The following is a 17,878-nucleotide window of genomic DNA, read 5'->3' on the forward strand; positions in this document are numbered from 1 at the left end:
GGGACCATCAATCCTGGGCCGCACTACACGCCGTTTCATGCACGCACTCCCACAGGCGATAATCGAACGTGGGGCCGCGGTATGAAGGGAAGCTCGGACGTCCTACTAAGGCGTGAGCGCGGTCCACCACACACAACCGGTGAAGGACACGCACTCATGACGACGCCCACGATCGAGCTCAAGCCCTCCTCGCACCCGCTGTCCGACGCGGAGCGCGAGGCGATCCTGGCCAACCCCGGATTCGGCCGCCACTTCACCGACCACATGGTCACCATCCGGTGGACCGAAGGCCGTGGCTGGCACGACGCCCAGCTCGTGCCGTACGCGCCGCTGTCGATCGACCCGGCCAACATGACCCTGCACTACGCGCAGGAGATCTTCGAGGGCCTGAAGGCATTCCGCCGGCCCGACGGCACGGTCACCACCTTCCGCCCCGACGCGAACGCCAAGCGCTTCCAGGTCTCCGCGCGGCGGCTGGCGATGCCGGAGCTGCCGGTCGAGACGTTCATCGCGGCGTGCGACGCGCTGGTGCAGCAGGACAAGGCATGGGTTCCGGCGCACGGCGGCGAGGACTCGCTGTACCTGCGCCCGTTCATGATCGCCAACGAGGTCGGGCTCGGTGTGAAGCCGGCCAACGAGTACCTCTTCATCGTCATCGCGTCGCCCGCCGGCGCGTACTTCTCCGGTGGTGTGAAGCCGGTCTCGGTCTGGCTGTCCGAGAACTACGTGCGCGCCGTCCCCGGCGGCATGGGCTTCGCCAAGACGGGCGGCAACTACGCCGCCTCGCTGCTCGCCTTCGCCGAAGCGGCGGAGAAGGGCTGCGACCAGGTGGTCTGGCTGGACGCGCTGGAGCACAAGTGGGTCGAGGAGATGGGCGGCATGAACCTGTACTTCGTGTACGGCGCTGCGTCGAATCAAAAGCCCAGGATCGTCACCCCGGAGCTGACCGGCTCGCTCCTCGCCGGCATCACGCGTGACTCGCTGCTCCAGCTCGCGCGTGACCTCGGGTACGAGTCGACGGAGGGCCGGATCTCCACGGAGGACTGGAAGCGCGACAGCGAGAACGGCACCCTCACCGAGGTCTTCGCGTGCGGCACGGCGGCGGCGATCACGCCGGTCGGGTCGGTGAAGTCGGAGAGCGCGGAGTGGGTTCAGGCCGACGGGCAGCCGGGCAAGGTGACGATGGAGCTGCGCAAGGCGCTGCTCGCCATCCAGACCGGCACGGCGGAGGACACCCACGGCTGGACCCACGAACTGGCCTGACATCCGCCGGTAGTTGTACGTACTCGAGGCCGCGCCCGGCACCTTCTGCCGGGCGCGGCCTCACGCGTCCCGGTGCGGGTGGCGCGGGTTGCCTGCGGCGCTCTCCCCGACCCGCCCCTTCCCGCTGTGACATTTGCGGCTCCGCCGCGTGGTGGGGGCAAGCCCCCAGGCCCCCGGACGCCCTCCGGGCGTGTCCTCAAGCGCCGGACGGGCTGGAATTGCCTGGCGGCGCTGGATGTGCCGCTCAGCGGCACCATCCAGCCCCTCCGGCGTTTGAGGAGCGGGGTCTGGGGCGGAGCCCCAGCAACCCCCGGCGCACTCAGCCCGTCCGGCGCTTGAGGACCGGGTCTGGGGCGGAGCCCCAGTTCGGGAAGGGGCGGGTAGGGGAAAGCTCCGCAGGACAGCCGGCGGTGGCGTTTACGCGGGGATGGGCGTCTCGCTCAACGGCTCCGCCTCCGCCTCCGCAGGACGCCCCGCCGGGCGCCCCTTCGCCGTCAACGCGGCGTACGCCGCCCCGCCCACCAGCCCAGACAGGATGAAGCTGCAGTCCACGCCACCCGTCAGGGCCAGCAGCGGGCCCTCGTACACCGTCGTCGAGACCGCCGCGAGGCCTACCGCCGCGCCCAGTGCCCAGGAGACCGTGGCCTGGACGTTCCAGCCCGACCGGTACCAGTAGACGCCACCCTTGGCGCGGCGGTTGAAGACCTGGAGGGCGTCCGCGTCGTACTGGCCGCCGCAGCGCACGTACCCGATGAGGGAGATGACCGCCCACGGCGTGCCGATCGCCGTCAGGAGCAGGACGAAGGACGTCATAGCGGACTGGACCGACCACGCGAAGGAGCCCACGAACACGAACGCCGTCGCGACGGCAGCCGCGATCACGGTGGCCCGGGTACGCGTCGTCTTCGGCAGGATCGCGTCCAGGTCGAGGCCCATCGAGTACAGCATCAGGCCGGCGTTGCCGACGGACCCGGCCGAGGCCGCCAGGAGCAGCGGCACCAGGTACCAGACGGGTGCGGCCTCGACGAGCGGTCCGGCGTAGTCGAGGCCGGCTCGCGCCGCGAGGGCCGTGTACGTACCGAACAGCTGCGGCACCAGCAGGCCCAGCGCCAGGCCCAGACACGTCGCCCAGAAGACCTTGCGCGAGCTGTGGCGGCGCGGCGAGATGTAACGCGTGTAGTCACCGAGCAGCGTGATGAAGGCGACCGGGCCGCTTAGACCGGCGGCGACGGCCGCAAGCAGCCAGGTGGGCCAGAACGAGCCGAGGAGGTACGGGGTGTCCGGCGGCGCCGCCGTGGTGAAGTCGCCCGAGTAGGCGTAGACGCCGACGAGCAGCAGAACGACCATGCCGATGGACAGCACCTTGCTCAGGCGGAGGAGCAGCTTGTAGCCGTACACCGCCGCGACGACCGTGGCGCCCGCGAGCACGGTGTACATCAGGGCGCGCGAGGCCCCGCCGTCCGGCAGGCCGGTGAGCCGGGAGAGGGTCCCGACCATCACGTCGCCGCCGATCCACAGCGTGAGCGCCGTATAACCGAGCGAGAGCAGCAGGCCGACGACCGAACCGACGAGCCTGCCGCGTACGCCGAACTGGGCGCCGCTGGAGGTGGAGAGGTTGGTGGCCGTACGCAGAGAGATCAGCGCGAGCGGTGCGGTGACCGCGATACCGGCCAGGGTGCCGACGAGGATCGAGGTCACCGAGGGCCACAGGCCCAGGCCGAAGGACGGCGGCAGCCACCCGAAGACGATGACGCCCAGGCAGAGATTGGAGCCGAGAAGGATGGAGACGAGGTCGCGCGGCCCGCTGGTGCGCTCCTCGTCGGGGATGGTGTCGACTCCGCGCTGTTCTATCGGCATGGCTGGGTCCTCCCGGTCCGCCGGACAACAAAGTTTTGAGTGCTGCTCAATGTGACTTGACTCAAGGTGGCGCGTCAATGTTTCCGGCATGTGAATCTCATGGTTAGAGTGAAGTTCTAAACTTTTGGAGGTGTGGCGGCGTGCGACTGACCCCGACGGAACGCGACCGGCTGCTGCTGTTCGGAGCCGCCGAGCTGGCGCGTGCGCGCCGGGCGCGCGGGCTGCGGCTCAACGTGCCGGAGGCGACCGCGCTCATCGCGGACACGGTCTGTGAGGCGGCCCGCGACGGGCGGCGGCTCGCGGAGGCGATCGAGGCGGCACGCTCGGTGCTCGGCCCCGACGACGTGCTGCCCGGCGTGGCCGATGTGGTGACCGAGGTGCATGTGGAGGCCGTCTTCGACGACGGGTCCCGGCTCGCGGTCGTCTCGTCCCCGATCGGTGGCGGCGCGCTGGGCGACGACGCCCCGGGCGCGGTCCTGCCCGGCCCCGCGGACGCCGAGCCGGAGCCCGCGGTGCGGCTGTCCGTACGCAACACCGCGACTGTCCCCATCAGCGTCACCTCCCACTTCCACTTCTTCGAGGCCAACCCGCGCCTCGACTTCGACCGCTCGGCGGCGTACGGCATGCGGCTGTGCGTACCGGCCGGGTCCTCCGTCCGCTTCGACGCGGGCGGCGAGGCCGAGATCGGCCTGGTCCCGATCGGCGGCGGCCGGGTCGCGATCGGTTTCGCGGGCCTGGTCGACGGCCCGCTGGACGCCCCCGGAGCGAAGGAAGAGGCCCTGCGCAGGGCCGCGGCCTGCGGCTACCTGGGAGCAGGAGCACAGCCCGAAGGAGGAGCTGAGGCATGAGCATCGATCCGCATGAGTACGCCGCCGTCCACGGCCCCCGCGCCGGGGACCGTGTCAGGCTCGGCGACTCCGGGCTGACCGTGCGCGTCGAGTCGGACGCGCAGAAGCCGGGCGAGGAGTTCCTGGCGGGCTTCGGCAAGACCGCCCGCGACGGGCTGCACCTCAAGGCCGCCGCCGTGCGCGACACCTGCGACGTCGTGATCAGCAATGTGCTGGTCATCGACGTGGCGCAGGGCATCCGCAAGGTGTCGATCGGCATCAAGGAAGGCCGGATCCACGCCATCGGGCGGGCCGGCAATCCGGATACCCTCGACGGTGTGGACGTCGTCGTCGGCACCGGTACGTCGATCGTCTCGGGCGAGGGCCTGATCGCGACGGCGGGATCTGTCGACACCCACGTCCATCTGCTCTCGCCGCGCATCATGGAGGCCTCGCTCGCCTCCGGCGTGACCACGATCATCGGCCAGGAGTTCGGCCCCGTCTGGGGCGTCGGCGTGAACTCGCCGTGGGCCCTGCGCCACGCCTTCGGCGCCTTCGACGCCTGGCCCGTCAACATCGGCTTCCTCGCGCGCGGCTCGTCCTCCGACGCGGCCCCGCTCGTCGAGGCCCTCGCAGAGGGCGGCGCGTCCGGCTTCAAGGTCCACGAGGACATGGGCGCGCACACCCGCGCCCTGGACACCGCGCTGCGCGTCGCCGAGGAGCACGACGTACAGGTCGCACTGCACAGCGACGGCCTGAACGAGTGCCTGTCGGTCGAGGACACCCTGTCCGTCCTCGAAGGCCGTACGATCCACGCCTTCCACATCGAGGGCTGCGGCGGCGGGCACGTCCCGAATGTGCTGAAGATGGCGGGCGTACGGAACGTCATCGGCTCGTCCACCAACCCCACCCTTCCCTTCGGGCGGGACGCGGTCGCCGAGCACTACGGGATGATCGTCTCCGTACACGACCTGAAGACCGACCTGCCCGGCGACGCCGCCATGGCGCGCGACCGGATCCGCGCCGGGACGATGGGCGCCGAGGACGTGCTGCACGACCTGGGCGCGATCGGCATCACGTCGTCCGACGCGCAGGGGATGGGGCGCGCGGGCGAGACCGTGCGCCGTACCTTCCAGATGGCCGGGAAGATGAAGGCCGAGCTGGGTCCGATGGAGGGCGACGGCCCGGACGACGACAACGCGCGCGTCCTGCGGTACATGGCCAAGCTGACCATCAACCCCGCCATCGCCCACGGTCTCGCCCACGAGATCGGGTCGATCGAGGTCGGCAAGATGGCCGACATCGTGCTGTGGCGGCCGCAGTACTTCGGCGCGAAGCCGCAGATGGTGCTGAAGTCGGGCTTCCCGGCGTACGGCGTCACCGGTGACCCCAACGCGGCGACCGACACCTGCGAGCCGCTCGTCCTCGGACCGCTGTTCGGGGCGTACGGCGCGACGCCCGCCGACATCTCGGTGGCCTTCGTCGCGCAGGCCGCGCTCGACCAGGGCAACGACCTGATGCCCACGCGCCGACGCCGCGTCGCCGTGCGCGGCACGCGCGGTATCGGCCCCGCCGACCTGCGCCTGAACTCCCGTATCGGACAGGTGGGCGTCGACGGACTCAGCGGACTCGTCACACTCGACGGCGACCCGCTCCGGTCCGAACCCGCCGACTCCGTCTCCCTCAACCGTCTCTACTTCCTCTGATTCCAGTAAGGACCCCCCCATGGCTTTCCGTATGCCCGCCGAGTGGGCCCCGCACGAGCGCACCTGGATGGCGTGGCCCGGCCCCAACGTCACCTTCTCCAGCGAGGAGGAGCTCGCCGCCTCCCGCCAGGCCTGGGCGAGCGTCGCCCGCGCCGTACGCGCCTACGAGCCGGTCACCGTGGTCTGCGGCCCCGGCCAGTCGGCCGGCGCCCGCGAACTGCTCGGCCCCGACATCGAGCTGGTCGAGCGTGAGCTGGACGACGCCTGGATGCGCGACATCGGCCCCACCTTCGTCAAGGACGACGAGACCGGTGAACTGGCCGCTGTGGACTGGGTGTTCAACGGCTGGGGCGCCCAGGACTGGGCGACCTGGGAGCACGACTCGAAGATCGCTGGCATGGTCGCCGATCTCACGGGCGTACCCACGCTCTCCTCCCCGCTCGTCAACGAGGGCGGCGGCATCCACGTCGACGGCGAGGGCACGGTCCTGCTCACCGAGACCGTCCAGCTCGGCCCCGAGCGCAACCCCCAGTGGACGCGCGAGCAGGTCGAGGCGGAGATCCACGCCAAGCTCGGCACGACCAAGGCGATCTGGCTGCCGCGCGGCCTGACCACGGACTACCCGCCGCACGGCTTCGGCACCCTCGGGCACGTCGACATCGTCGCCGCGTTCGCCGCCCCCGGTGTCGTCCTCGCGCACACCCAGCCGGACCCGTCGCACCCCGACCACGAGCCGTGCAAGGCGAACGTCGAGCTGCTGCGCGCGCAGACGGACGCCAAGGGCCGCCCGCTCAAGGTGATCGAGGTGCCCGCCCCGACCAAGGTGAAGGTCGACGGCGACTGGGTCGACTACTCGTACATCAACCACTACCTCTGCAACGGCGGCGTGGTCCTGTGCGCCTTCGACGATCCGCGCGACGAGGAGGCGGCCGAGATCTTCCGCGGCCTCTTCCCCGACCGTACGGTCACCCTGGTCGATGCCCGCGAGATCTTCGCAGGCGGCGGCGGCATCCACTGCATTACGCAGCAGCAGCCCGCGACGCACAGCTGATCGGGTAGAACATACGGGTGCTTAATGTGAACGCCTACGCCTCATGACCGAGTCCGCCAAGCCGTCGTCCCGTCGGCGCAACTCAGCACCGCCCCGCGAGACGATGCTCGCCGCCGCCATGGCGAGCATCGCCGAGCACGGGCTGGAGCGGCTGACCATGGCCGGGCTCGGTCGTGAGGTCGGGATGAGCAGTGGGCACCTGCTCTATTACTTCCGCAGCAAGGACGAGCTGCTCCTGCAGACGCTCGAATGGAGCGAGGAGCAGCTCGGCATCGACCGCAGGGCCGCGCTCGCCCGCCAGGTCCCGGTCCGCGAGCGCCTCGACGCGTACGTCGACCTGTACGTGCCGTCGGGGCCCCGCGATCCGCACTGGGCGCTGTGGCTCGAACTCTGGAACCGCTCGCACGCCGTCGACGAGGAGGCGCGGGCCCGTCTCCTCGACATCGAGCTGTCCTGGCACCGCGATCTGGTGGCCCTGCTCGTCGAGGGCGCCTCGCGCGCCGAACTGCGCACGGTCGTCGACGCCGACCGCTTCGCGACCCGGATACGGGCGCTGCTCGACGGCTTCAGTACGCATGTGGCGATGGGCCTGCCGGGCTCGGAGCGGTCGCAGGTCCTCGCCCAGATCGGTGAGTTCCTCGACGAGACGCTCCACTGAGCCCGCGGGTTCCCCGGTTCGTCCGCCCGCATGGTGAGACGGAAATACCACGGCAGCGCAAACGTGCCAAACTGCCCTCGTGTTCTCGTTCGCCATGATTATGGGCAGCAGGCGCGCCGGTCCCCAGTGACCGCTCCCGTACCACCACGTGCGGCGCGGCCACCGTGCCCCAGACCCGCGCGCAGACCTCTCGCACCCGCGAGAGGTTTTTTCGTTTCCCGGCCCCATCACGGCCGGGGCGAGGCGCGCGCGATGATGGGGGCAAGTGGAGCCAGTCCTTCCACTCGACAGGAGTCCAGAAAGCCATGACCACTTCAGGCCCCGACGACAGTTTTCACGTCTTCGACACCACGCTGCGCGACGGCGCCCAGCGCGAAGGCATCAATCTGACGGTCGCCGACAAGCTGACCATCGCCCGGCACCTGGACGACTTCGGCGTGGGCTTCATCGAGGGCGGCTGGCCGGGCGCCAACCCGCGCGACACCGAGTTCTTCGCCCGCGCGAAGAAAGAGATCACCTTCAAGAACGCGCAGCTCGTGGCCTTCGGCGCCACCCGCCGCCCCGGCGCCAAGGCAGAGAACGACCCGCAGGTCGCCGCCCTCCTGGACTCGGGCGCCCCCGTGGTCACCCTGGTCGCCAAGTCCCACGACCGTCACGTGGAACTCGCCCTGCGCACCACGCTCGACGAGAACATCGCGATGGTCCGCGACACGGTCTCCTACCTCCGCGCCCAGGGCCGCCGTGTCTTCGTCGACTGCGAGCACTTCTTCGACGGCTACCGCGCCAACCCCGAGTACGCCAAGTCGGTCGTACGGGCGGCCTCGGAGGCCGGCGCCGACGTCGTGATCCTCTGCGACACCAACGGCGGCATGCTCCCCGCGCAGATCCAGGCCGTCGTCGCCACCGTCCTCGCCGACACCGGCGCACGCCTGGGCATCCACGCCCAGGACGACACGGGCTGCGCGGTCGCCAACACGCTCGCCGCCGTCGACGCGGGCGCCACCCACGTCCAGTGCACCGCCAACGGCTACGGCGAGCGCGTGGGCAACGCCAACCTCTTCCCCGTGGTCGCGGCCCTGGAGCTGAAGTACGGCAAGCAGGTCCTGCCGCCCGGCGCGCTCGCCGAGATGACCCGCATCTCGCACGCCATCGCCGAGGTCGTCAACCTGACGCCCTCCACCCACCAGCCGTACGTCGGCGTCTCCGCCTTCGCGCACAAGGCCGGCCTGCACGCCTCCGCGATCAAGGTCGACCCCGACCTGTACCAGCACATCGACCCGGGCCTGGTCGGCAACCACATCCGGATGCTGGTCTCCGACATGGCGGGCCGCGCCTCCATCGAGCTCAAGGGCAAGGAGCTCGGCGTCGAACTGGGCAACGACCGCGAGCTGGTCGGCCGCGTCGTCGCCCGCGTCAAGGAGCGCGAGCTCAAGGGCTACACGTACGAAGCGGCCGACGCCTCCTTCGAGCTCCTCCTGCGCGAGGAGGCCGAGGGTCACGCCCTCAGCTACTTCCGTACGGAGTCCTGGCGCGCGATCGTCGAGGACCGCCCCGACGGCACCCACGCCAACGAGGCCACGGTGAAGCTGTGGGCCAAGGGTGAGCGCATCGTCGCCACGGCGGAGGGCAACGGCCCGGTCAACGCCCTGGACCGCGCCCTGCGCGTCGGACTGGAGCGGATCTACCCGCAGCTCGCCAAGCTGGAACTGGTCGACTACAAGGTCCGCATCCTGGAGGGCAAGCACGGCACGGAGTCCACGACCCGCGTGCTGATCACCACGGGCGACGGCGAGGGCGACTGGTCCACGGTCGGCGTCGGCGAGAACGTGATCGCGGCTTCCTGGCAGGCCCTGGAGGACGCGTACACGTACGGCCTCCTGAAGGCGGGCGTCGAGCCCGCGGAGTAGCCACCGGCGCGAGGGAGCGGGTGACTCGCGCGAGGGCCCGCCGGGCCGCCCGCTCTTCCGTTAAACGCGTCTGTCTTAAAATGCACCCTTTCGGGTAGCTTTTAAGTATGAGGACACGACTGTTCTCCACCTTGTCAGGGCTGCTGCTCTCGCTGGCGGCCACCGCACTCGCCGTGGCGCCGGGCGCGCAGGCTGCCACGGGGCTCGATGCCGCGGGCGATGCGCTGCGGCAAGGGCCGGTGTACGTCGACGAGCGCGCCCGAGATCAGCTGCCGCCCCGTGCGGCGGACGCGCTGGAGCAGAAGATCCTCGACGCGGACAAGCCGGTCTTCGTCGCCGTACTGCCGCAGAACGCGGAGTTCCCCGAGGACGGTCTGCTGGCGGACCTGCGGACCAAGACCGGGATCACCGGGGTCTACGCAGTCCGGCTCGGTGATGCCTTCGACGCGGGCGCCGACCGCAGCGTGATGTCGCCGCAGGCGGTCGCCAACCTCACCGCCTCCGTCGAGCCGGCGGGCGGCCTTGACGCCACGACCCAGCTGAACACCTTCGTCGACGACGCTCTCGAACAGGCGAGGGGCAGTGCCCCCAACACCTGGGAAGGTGCCCAGAGCGGGCCGTCGTCCGTCGTCGGTCTGGTGACCTTCGGGCTGGTACTCGTCGCCGGCGTCTCCGGTGTGTTCCTGGTGGCGAAGCGCAATCGCCGCAGGCGGGCGGCGCAGGAGCGGGCTGCGCTGGAGAAGGTGCGGGTGGTCGTCGACGAGGACATCACCGCGTTCGGCGAGACCCTGGACCGCCTCGACTTCCACCCCGCCGAACCGGGAGCGGACGACGCGATGCGCGCCGACTACGAGCGCGCCCTGGACGCGTACGAAAAGGCCAAGTCGATCATGGCGAAGGCCACGAAGGCCGACGACGCCCGAGGCGTCACCGAGGCGCTGGAGAACGGCCGCTTCTCGCTCGCCGTACTCACCGCGCGCCGCGAAGGCGCCCCACTGCCGGAACGCCGCCCACCCTGCTTCTTCGACCCGCGCCACGGCCCCTCCACGGCGGACGTCGACTGGGCCCCGGCCGACGGCAACACGCGCCGGGTGCCGGTCTGCGCGGCAGACGCCACCCGGCTGGCCGACGGCCAGGACCCGATGTCCCGCATGGTCGAGACGGCGGACGGCCGCCGCCCGTACTGGGAGGCGGGCCCGGCGTACGCCCCGTGGATCGGCGGCTACTACGGCGGCGGCATCCTCCCCGGCCTGCTGATGGGCACGATGCTCGGCTCGATGCTCTCCACCCCCGCTTACGCCGACGCCGGCGCCGGCGGCTACGAGGGCGGCGACTTCTCGGGCGGCGACTTCAATTCGGGTGACTTCGGCGGCGGAGGCGACTTCGGCGGAGGCGGGTTCGGTGGCGGCGACTTCGGCGGTGGCGGCTTCTAGGACCTCCGACGGGCCTACGGGCGTACGGAAATAGGGCTGCGGGCGCGAACGGCCCACTGCTGACATGGCCTTCATGGTGCCTACCGACCGGCTGCTCGCTTCCGCGGCCATGTCATTCCTGCTGATCGTGATTCCCGGCCCCAGCGTGCTGTTCGTGATCGGCCGGGCCCCGGCGCAGGGCCGCCGCGCCGCGCTGACCACGGTCGTGGGGAACACGCTCGGGGCGTACGTGCTGGTCGTGGCCGTGGCGCTCGGAGTCGGGGCTGTCGTGGAGCGCTCGGTGCTCGTCTTCACGGCGCTGAAGTTCGCGGGCGCCGCGTACTTGGTGTACCTCGGCGTCAAGGCGGTGCGCCAGCGCGGATCGTTGCATGCCGCGATCACGGGAGATCGCCATGATCGGCCTCGGCGTCACCGTCGCCGCGACAGGCCGCAAGGAATAGGGCGGCCAGGTCCAGTCGGTTCCGCCGAGGGGCCTGAACACATGCAGTCCCCGGTAGTCCGTCCCGGTCCCGCGAGTCTTCAGCCGTCGCTGAAGGCTCCGAGCCCGAGGGGATCTGCCGGGGGCCTGGCCAGCTCCTGCGAGTGGGTCAACACGCTGGTTGACGAACGTCTTCGTCAACTGTGCGGCTCGCTCCGGTTTTCTGGTGTAATAAGGATTTTCCTCCCGATTTCGCCCCAGTCAAGAGGTTGCCCACCTCCACTTTTGGCAGCCGGTCAGGCCTGCTCGGCCGCGTTCTTGATCGCGGAGATGTCGAAGGTCAGCTTGACCTTGTCGCTGACCATCACGCCGCCGGTCTCCAGCGCCGCGTTCCAGGTCAGGCCCCAGTCGGAGCGCAGGATCTCCGCGCTGCCCTCGAAGCCGACGCGCTCGTTGCCGTACACATCGGTCGCGGAGCCGTTGAACTCCAGGTCGATGGCGAGCGGCTTGGTGACGTCCTTGATGGTCAGGTCGCCCACGATCCGGTAGTTGTCACCGCCGTGCTGAGCCGCCGACGTGGAGCGGAAGGACATGACGGGGAACTGCTCGGCGTCGAAGAAGTCTCCGCCGCGCAGGTGGCCGTCACGGTCACCGATGCCGGTGTCGATGCTGGCGATCTTGACGTCGATCGCGGCGGCGGAGCGGGACGGGTTGGAGCCGTTCAGGGTCAGCGTGCCGTCGTGGTCGGCGAAGCTGCCGCGGACGTTGGTGACCATGGCGTGGCGGACGGTGAAGCCGATGCTGCTGTGCGCGGGGTCGATGGTGTAGTCGCCGGTCAGGGCGGCCAGGGCCGGGTCCACCGCGAGGGTGGTGGTGGCGACCGGGGCGGTGTTGTTCTTGCGGTTGAACAGAGCCATGGCTCCTCCTCGGGTGATGTGTGACCAGTTGTTTAACCTTCAACGACATTCACTGTAGGGCACTGTTGTTCAAGTTTCAACATGTTCCGGAGGGCAAGCGCTTTCCATTAAGGCGCGCACGACCATTGAATGCTCCCGGAGCGCCGTGCTAGACCAGCGGTCGACGCAACCGGTCTAAACCACTTCCGCTCCGGAGGCCCCCGTGCCGCTGCTCTGGTCCCGCCGTACCTTCCTCGCCGCCACGTCCGGCACCTCACTCGCCTTCGCCCTCGCCGGGAACGGCGCTTCCGCACAAGCGGCGGGCTCCGCCGACGAGTTCGAGACGCTCCGGCTCCGCTGGGCCGAGCTCTCCCTCGGCACCGGATTCGACGCCACCGCCGAGCCCTACGCCTCGCGCCTCAAGGAGACCGGCCGCCTCGCCACCGGGTTCCGCGCCACCATGGCCCCGGCCGACAAGTCCCTGTGGCCCGGCCACGCCTTCGACCCGCCCGCCGGCATCACCCAGAGCTACGGCCGCCTGTGGACCATGACCCAGGCCTACCTCCAGCCGGGCACGGGCCTCACCGCCGACGCGGGCCTGCTCGCCGACATCATCAAGGGCCTCGACCACCTCTCCGCCAAGATCTACAACCCCTCCACCACCCGCTACGGCAACTGGTGGGAGTGGCAGATCGGCAGCCCCCGCCTCCTCATGGACATCGTCGCCGCCCTCCACGACCACCTCACCGAAGACCGTCGCCAGGCCGCCTGCGCCGCCGTCGACCACTTCATCCCCGACTCCGTACTGACCAACTACTCCGGCACGAGCACCGGCGCCAACCGCGTCGACCTCTGCCGCTCCGTCGCACTGCGCGGGGTCATAGGCCGCAGCCCGGCGAAACTCGCCCTCGCGCGCGACGCGCTGTCGCCCGTCTTCCCTTACGTGACCAAGGGCGACGGCCTGTACGCCGACGGCTCCTTCGTCCAGCACACCTGGGTCGCCTATTCCGGTACGTACGGCCAGGTCATGCTCGACGGGCTGGGTAGACTCTTCACCCTCCTCGCGGGCTCCACCTGGGCCGTCACCGACCCGAACCGCCAGATCATCCTCGACTCGGTCGAGAACGCCTACGCGCCCCTCATCTACAACGGCCTGATGATGGACAGCGTCAACGGCCGTGCCATCAGCCGCGGTTACCTCAAGAGCGACGACCGCAAGGTCATGCGCAGCGACCACTTCCACGGGCAGGGGCTCATAGCCGCCATCCCGCTGCTCGCGGCCGCCGCGTCGGAGGCCGAGCGAAAGCGCTGGACCGCCGTCGTCAAGGGCTGGATCGAGCGCGACCGTACGACGCCGCTGCTCACCGCACCGCAGTTCAACGTCGCCGACCTCTCCCGGCTGCACGCCGTCGCCGCGTCGCCGGTGCCCGCCGCCCCGGAGCCCGTCGCGCACAAACTCTTCGCCTCCATGGACCGTGCCGTGCACCGGCGCCCCGGCTGGGCGGCCGGCATCTCGATGGCCTCGGAGCGGATCTCGTACTACGAGTGCGGCAACGGCGAGAACCCGCGCGGCTGGCACACCGGCGCCGGAATGCTCTACTGGTGGCCGGGGGAGAAGGAGAACGACCAGTACACGGACTGGTTCTGGCCGACCGTCGACTTCTACCGCCTGCCCGGAACCACCGTGTCCACCAAGCGACTTGCCGACAGGGCGGGCGGCGAATGGGGAGCCCCCAAGCCCGCCACCAAATGGGTCGGCGGCGCCACGGACGGCGAGTTCGCCGCCGTCGGCCAGCACCTCAAGGGCCTCGGCTCCACCCTCGAAGCCCGCAAGTCGTGGTTCTGCGTGGCCGATACGGTCGTCTGCCTCGGCGCCGGCATCACCTCCACCGACGGCGTACCCGCCGAGACGATCGTCGACAACCGCATGCTGGGCGAGGGCGGTACGGACCTTCTCACCCTCGACAGCGACCACGCCACTCCCCGCTGGGCCCACCTCGACGGCCACGGCGGCTGGGTCTTCCCCGGAGCCCGGAGCGGCGCGGGCCTGAAGACCCTGCGCGAGGACCGCACCGGTTCCTGGAGCGACATCAACACCACCAGTACCACCGAGCGCCGCACCCGCCGCTACCAGACCCTCTGGTTCGACCACGGCACCGACCCGGTGGACGCCGACTACGCCTACCTGCTGATGCCGGGAGCGTCGCTGCGTACCGTCGCCGCTCGCGCGGCCGACCGCTACTGGCTGAACATCCTCGCCAACAGCCGAGCCGTCCAAGCCGTGGCGATCCGCTCCCTCGGCGTCACGGCCGCCAACTTCTGGCAGCCGGGCACGGTGGAGCGGCTGACGACGACAGCCCCGGCGAGTGTGCTCGTACGCAGCAGGCGGCGCACCGCGACCCTCGCCATCAGCGAGCCGGCGCGCGGCGGGCGGCCTCTGGAGATCACCTGGGAGCACCGCACGGTCCGCGTCATCTCGAAGGACCCGGGCGTCGAGGTGCTGTCCACCGGCCGTACGCTGAGGCTCCGCGTCACGCCGGGAACGGCCGGGGCGACCCACCGCTGTGAGGTGGCTCTCAGCTGACGCCGCCATAGCTCCTTGTTGGACCCCAACAAACCCCGACGGCTCTGAGCTGGTACTTAGGCTGCATGGCCGGATGGTTCTGTTCAGTGGTGACAGGAGAACGGGCCGGAGACTGTGCAGAGTCGACGGCCTGTTTTTCTTGTGCGCCTTCGTAGGGTCAGTACATGACCGTTTTGGACGAGACGCCGCGCGAGCCCACCGACGCCCGTGGCCGGGTGGCCGAGCTGCTCGCGCTGCGTGAGCAGGCCCGCCGCGGCCCCAGTGACCGGGCGACCGAGGCTCAGCACGCCAAGGGCAAGCTGACGGCGCGTGAGCGCATCGAGCTGCTGCTCGACCCGGGTACGTTCAAGGAGGTCGAGCAGCTGCGCCGGCACCGGGCGACCGGGTTCGGCCTGGAGGCCAAGAAGCCGTACACCGACGGTGTCATCACCGGCTGGGGCACGGTGGAGGGCCGTACGGTCTTCGTCTACGCCCACGACTTCCGGATCTTCGGCGGCGCGCTGGGCGAGGCCCACGCCACCAAGATCCACAAGATCATGGACATGGCCATCTCGGCCGGTGCCCCGCTGGTCTCGCTCAACGACGGCGCCGGCGCCCGTATCCAGGAGGGCGTCTCGGCGCTCGCCGGCTACGGCGGGATCTTCCAGCGCAACACCCGTGCCTCCGGTGTCATCCCGCAGATCAGCGTGATGCTCGGCCCCTGCGCGGGCGGCGCGGCGTACTCGCCCGCCCTCACCGACTTCGTCTTCATGGTCCGCGAGACCTCGCAGATGTTCATCACGGGCCCGGACGTCGTCCGCGCCGTGACCGGTGAGGAGATCACCCAGAACGGCCTCGGCGGCGCCGACGTGCACGCCGAGACCTCGGGCGTCGCGCACTTCGCGTACGACGACGAGGAGACCTGCATCGCCGAGGTCCGCTACCTGATCTCGCTGCTGCCGTCCAACAACCGCGAGAACCCGCCGACGGTCGAGTCCGAGGACCCGGCGGACCGTCGTTCCGAGGTGCTGCTGGACCTGGTGCCGGCCGACGGCAACCGTCCGTACGACATGCGCAAGGTCATCGAGGAGCTCGTCGACGACGGCGACTTCCTGGAGATCCACGAGCGCTGGGCCACCAACATCCTGTGCGCGCTGGCCCGCCTCGGCGGCCAGGTCGTCGGCATAGTCGCCAACCAGCCGCAGTCCCTGGCCGGTGTCCTCGACATCGAGGCCAGCGAGAAGGCCGCGCGCTTCGTGCAGATGTGCGACGCGTTCAACATCCCGATCGTCACTCTTCTGGACGTACCCGGGTTCCTGCCGGGCGTCGATCAGGAGCACGGTGGGATCATCCGCCACGGCGCCAAGCTGCTCTACGCGTACTGCAACGCCACCGTGCCCCGGATCTCCCTGATCCTGCGGAAGGCCTACGGAGGTGCGTACATCGTCATGGACTCCCAGTCCATCGGCGCCGACCTCACCTACGCCTGGCCGACGAACGAGATCGCGGTGATGGGCGCGGAAGGCGCCGCCAACGTCATCTTCCGCAAGCAGATCGCCGATGCCGAGGACCCCGAGGCCATGCGCGCCCGCATGGTCAAGGAGTACAAGGCCGAGCTGATGCACCCCTACTACGCCGCAGAGCGCGGCCTGGTCGACGACGTCATCGACCCGGCCGAGACCCGCGAGGTGCTCATCGCCTCCCTCGCGATGCTCCGCAACAAGCACGCAGACCTGCCGTCGCGCAAGCACGGCAACCCCCCGCAGTAACCCTGCGACGAAGACGAAGACGAGACGGAGATACCTCAATGAGCGAATCCTTGCTGCGCGTCGAGAAGGGCCACGCCGAGCCCGAGGAGCTGGCCGCGATCACCGCGATCCTGATGGCCCGCGCCGCGAACCGTTCCGACGACGCCCCGGCCCACCACGGCCGCTCCACGGCCGGCTGGCGCCGCCTGGAGCGCACGCCCGGCTTCCGCGCGCCGCACAGCTGGCAGGGCTGAGCCCCACCGCTTTTCGCGCGTACGACGAAGGCCCCCGTCCACTCCTCGGAGTGGCGGGGGCCTTTCTCGTACGTACGCTCCGTACGCCGGTACTGCCGGTTCCTACCGGAGCCGTGCCATCAGGGCGTGCTCGACCAGCGTGATCAGCGCGCTCTTGGCGTCCGCGCGGTGGCGGGCGTCGGTGGTGAGGATCGGGGTGTCGGGGCCGATCTGCAGGGCCTCACGAACCTCGTCCGGATTGTACGGCTGGTGCCCGTCGAAGCCGTTGAGGGCGATGACGAACGGCAGGCCGCTGTTCTCGAAGTAGTCGACGGCGGGGAAGCAGTCGGCGAGCCGCCTCGTGTCGACCAGGACCACGGCGCCGATCGCGCCGCGCACGAGGTCGTCCCACATGAACCAGAAGCGGTCCTGACCGGGCGTACCGAAGAGGTACAGGATCAGGTCCTGGTCCAGGGTGATACGGCCGAAGTCCATGGCCACCGTGGTGGTGGTCTTGTCTCCGGTGTGAGTGAGGTCGTCGATGCCCGCCGATGCGGACGTCATGACGGCTTCGGTGCGCAGCGGGTTGATCTCCGAGACGGCTCCGACGAACGTGGTCTTGCCCACGCCGAAGCCGCCCGCCACCACGATCTTCGCGGAGGTTGTGGAGCGGGCTGCTCCGCTGCTAGAGCTTGCGAAGTCCACTGAGCACCCTTTCGAGCAGTGTCACGTCTGGCTGACCGCCGGCGGACTCGTCGCCGCCGGGCTGGTGAATGGCTACAAGTCCGGCCTCTGCCAGGTCGGCGACGAGGATCCGGGCAACCCCGAGGGGGATGGTGAGAAGTGCCGAGATCTCGGCGACCGACTTGATCTCCCGGCACAGGTGGCAGATCCGCTGGTGCTCGGGCAGCTGCCCTTGCAGACGTGACGGGTCCGCCGTGGTACTGACCAGCGCCTCGATGGCGAGCTGATAGCGCGGCCTGGTGCGCCCGCCGGTCATGGCGTACGGCCGGACCAGAGGGTTGTGGTTCGCCTGCGAGGCGGCGGGCGCGGGGGCCCGCCGCGACTGCGTCGGCTGGACGCGCTGCTGCGGCGGCTGCCGATGCTGCGGCGGCTGCTGCTCGTACGGCTGCGCGCGGCTCGGCGCGGAGGGGAAGTTGAACCTGTTCTGCGAGGTATCACCCTGATTCTGACCCTGGCCGTAAGGCCAGTTGGCCGAAGAACCGTCCGGGGGTGTTGCCACGTTTCCTCCTCCGACTGCCGGGCGCCACATTGCTGTTGGTGCCGCGTTCTCGAACATTAAAGCCCGCGGACACCA

At 70.0% G+C, this 17,878-nt stretch carries 14 protein-coding genes and 1 pseudogene; 11 read left to right on the top strand and 4 right to left on the bottom strand.

Annotation, left to right across the window (positions count from 1 at the left end; translation table 11 throughout):
- The first annotated feature begins 156 nt into the window (after positions 1–156).
- On the top strand, positions 157–1,263 hold the full coding sequence (locus AC1P0E_RS24305; RefSeq protein WP_482744249.1) for a branched-chain amino acid aminotransferase: 1,107 nt from the start codon (positions 157–159) through the stop codon (positions 1,261–1,263).
- A gap of 417 nt (positions 1,264–1,680) precedes the next feature.
- On the opposite strand, the gene AC1P0E_RS24310 is transcribed toward AC1P0E_RS24305, so the two are convergent.
- Positions 1,681–3,120 carry a cytosine permease gene (locus AC1P0E_RS24310; protein ID WP_482744250.1) on the bottom strand — a complete coding sequence of 480 codons (1,440 nt, stop codon included), beginning with the start codon at positions 3,118–3,120 and terminating at the stop codon, positions 1,681–1,683.
- A 140-nt stretch (positions 3,121–3,260) separates the two neighbouring features.
- On the opposite strand from AC1P0E_RS24310, the gene ureA reads away from it, so the two are divergent.
- The 7 genes and pseudogenes from ureA to AC1P0E_RS24345 all read left to right on the top strand — a co-directional run.
- Positions 3,261–3,968 carry an urease subunit gamma gene (ureA, locus tag AC1P0E_RS24315; RefSeq protein WP_482744251.1) on the top strand — a complete coding sequence of 236 codons (708 nt, stop codon included), beginning with the start codon at positions 3,261–3,263 and terminating at the stop codon, positions 3,966–3,968.
- Positions 3,965–5,653, top strand: coding sequence for an urease subunit alpha (locus AC1P0E_RS24320; protein WP_482744252.1), 1,689 nt, complete (start codon positions 3,965–3,967; stop codon positions 5,651–5,653). Before ureA ends, AC1P0E_RS24320 begins: the two co-directional genes overlap by 4 nt.
- Positions 5,654–5,672: 19 nt before the next feature.
- A complete protein-coding gene (locus tag AC1P0E_RS24325; RefSeq protein WP_482744253.1) occupies positions 5,673–6,704 on the top strand; it encodes an agmatine deiminase family protein in 1,032 nt (343 codons plus the stop codon).
- Positions 6,705–6,747: 43 nt separating this feature from the next.
- The gene (locus AC1P0E_RS24330; protein WP_482744254.1) at positions 6,748–7,362 is read left to right on the top strand and encodes a TetR/AcrR family transcriptional regulator; all 615 of its coding nucleotides are present in this window, start codon (positions 6,748–6,750) and stop codon (positions 7,360–7,362) included.
- 305 nt (positions 7,363–7,667) lie between these two features.
- Positions 7,668–9,269 (top strand): citramalate synthase, encoded by a 1,602-nt coding sequence (cimA, locus tag AC1P0E_RS24335; RefSeq protein ID WP_482744255.1) that lies wholly within the window; start codon positions 7,668–7,670, stop codon positions 9,267–9,269.
- A gap of 107 nt (positions 9,270–9,376) precedes the next feature.
- Complete coding sequence (locus tag AC1P0E_RS24340) at positions 9,377–10,702, top strand: hypothetical protein (RefSeq protein ID WP_482744256.1); 1,326 nt, start codon at positions 9,377–9,379, stop codon at positions 10,700–10,702.
- A 73-nt stretch (positions 10,703–10,775) separates the two neighbouring features.
- A pseudogene (locus AC1P0E_RS24345) lies at positions 10,776–11,090 on the top strand (LysE family translocator); the annotation flags it as partial.
- A gap of 326 nt (positions 11,091–11,416) precedes the next feature.
- Here the strand turns inward: AC1P0E_RS24345 and AC1P0E_RS24350 are convergent.
- The gene (locus AC1P0E_RS24350; RefSeq protein WP_482744257.1) at positions 11,417–12,037 is read right to left on the bottom strand and encodes a YceI family protein; all 621 of its coding nucleotides are present in this window, start codon (positions 12,035–12,037) and stop codon (positions 11,417–11,419) included.
- 208 nt (positions 12,038–12,245) lie between these two features.
- On the opposite strand from AC1P0E_RS24350, the gene AC1P0E_RS24355 reads away from it, so the two are divergent.
- From AC1P0E_RS24355 to AC1P0E_RS24365, 3 genes are all read left to right on the top strand, one after another.
- Positions 12,246–14,600, top strand: a complete 2,355-nt coding sequence (locus AC1P0E_RS24355) for a polysaccharide lyase 8 family protein (RefSeq protein ID WP_482745884.1) — start codon at positions 12,246–12,248, stop codon at positions 14,598–14,600.
- Positions 14,601–14,764: 164 nt separating this feature from the next.
- A complete protein-coding gene (locus AC1P0E_RS24360) occupies positions 14,765–16,348 on the top strand; it encodes an acyl-CoA carboxylase subunit beta (RefSeq protein WP_482744258.1) in 1,584 nt (527 codons plus the stop codon).
- A 38-nt stretch (positions 16,349–16,386) separates the two neighbouring features.
- Positions 16,387–16,581, top strand: coding sequence for an acyl-CoA carboxylase subunit epsilon (locus tag AC1P0E_RS24365; RefSeq protein ID WP_482744259.1), 195 nt, complete (start codon positions 16,387–16,389; stop codon positions 16,579–16,581).
- A gap of 102 nt (positions 16,582–16,683) precedes the next feature.
- On the opposite strand, the gene AC1P0E_RS24370 is transcribed toward AC1P0E_RS24365, so the two are convergent.
- A complete protein-coding gene (locus AC1P0E_RS24370; RefSeq protein WP_028813754.1) occupies positions 16,684–17,265 on the bottom strand; it encodes a GTP-binding protein in 582 nt (193 codons plus the stop codon).
- A complete protein-coding gene (locus tag AC1P0E_RS24375; RefSeq protein WP_482744260.1) occupies positions 17,246–17,803 on the bottom strand; it encodes a DUF742 domain-containing protein in 558 nt (185 codons plus the stop codon). Before AC1P0E_RS24375 ends, AC1P0E_RS24370 begins: the two co-directional genes overlap by 20 nt.
- Positions 17,804–17,878: the final 75 nt, after the last annotated feature.

This window comes from Streptomyces sp. TRD_SC_5 (assembly GCF_056836825.1).

What these genes read in the sequence shown, in the direction of transcription:
- AC1P0E_RS24330 (WP_482744254.1), top strand. Translation starts at nt 6,748, where the DNA reads ATGACCGAGTCCGCCAAGCCGTCGTCCCGTCGGCGCAACTCAGCACCG.
- AC1P0E_RS24360 (WP_482744258.1), top strand. Translation starts at nt 14,765, where the DNA reads ATGACCGTTTTGGACGAGACGCCGCGCGAGCCCACCGACGCCCGTGGC.
- AC1P0E_RS24310 (WP_482744250.1), bottom strand. Translation starts at nt 3,120, where the DNA reads ATGCCGATAGAACAGCGCGGAGTCGACACCATCCCCGACGAGGAGCGC.
- AC1P0E_RS24325 (WP_482744253.1), top strand. Translation starts at nt 5,673, where the DNA reads ATGGCTTTCCGTATGCCCGCCGAGTGGGCCCCGCACGAGCGCACCTGG.
- AC1P0E_RS24305 (WP_482744249.1), top strand. Translation starts at nt 157, where the DNA reads ATGACGACGCCCACGATCGAGCTCAAGCCCTCCTCGCACCCGCTGTCC.
- cimA (WP_482744255.1), top strand. Translation starts at nt 7,668, where the DNA reads ATGACCACTTCAGGCCCCGACGACAGTTTTCACGTCTTCGACACCACG.
- AC1P0E_RS24320 (WP_482744252.1), top strand. Translation starts at nt 3,965, where the DNA reads ATGAGCATCGATCCGCATGAGTACGCCGCCGTCCACGGCCCCCGCGCC.
- AC1P0E_RS24365 (WP_482744259.1), top strand. Translation starts at nt 16,387, where the DNA reads ATGAGCGAATCCTTGCTGCGCGTCGAGAAGGGCCACGCCGAGCCCGAG.
- AC1P0E_RS24340 (WP_482744256.1), top strand. Translation starts at nt 9,377, where the DNA reads ATGAGGACACGACTGTTCTCCACCTTGTCAGGGCTGCTGCTCTCGCTG.
- AC1P0E_RS24350 (WP_482744257.1), bottom strand. Translation starts at nt 12,037, where the DNA reads ATGGCTCTGTTCAACCGCAAGAACAACACCGCCCCGGTCGCCACCACC.